Annotated in this window: 1 protein-coding gene; it reads left to right on the forward strand. The window is 59.3% G+C overall.

The genetic code is table 11. The annotated features are described in order from the left end of the window. The coding region (locus tag KVT27_RS24510) for a hypothetical protein (RefSeq protein ID WP_217582167.1) at positions 1 to 275 on the forward strand (275 nt) is incomplete at both ends.

Raw genomic sequence — 275 nt, forward strand, 5'->3', positions numbered from 1 at the left:
GATGAACAAAGCAAGCTGGAAGCTGGTTGCCATGTGCGGAACGCTGGCGATCCTCGCATCGCTGATCGTACCCGCAGACCCGGCACAGGCCGGAACACCTTGGAGGAGCTCCTTGTATCCGCCGGATTGGACACCGGGTTACAAGGATGCGCAAGGCAGGTTCCTACAGGACTTTTCCTACGCCGGCTATTGGCGGGGAGAGAAGAGCATTCCTGAAGTCCCTCCAGGAAATACGTATAATGCCGTGACGGGCTACGGCGCGGACCCTAGCGGTG

The sequence above is a fragment of the Lysinibacillus sp. GbtcB16 genome, from assembly GCF_019091145.1.
In the GTDB taxonomy this organism is placed as follows: domain Bacteria; phylum Bacillota; class Bacilli; order Bacillales_A; family Planococcaceae; genus Lysinibacillus; species Lysinibacillus fusiformis.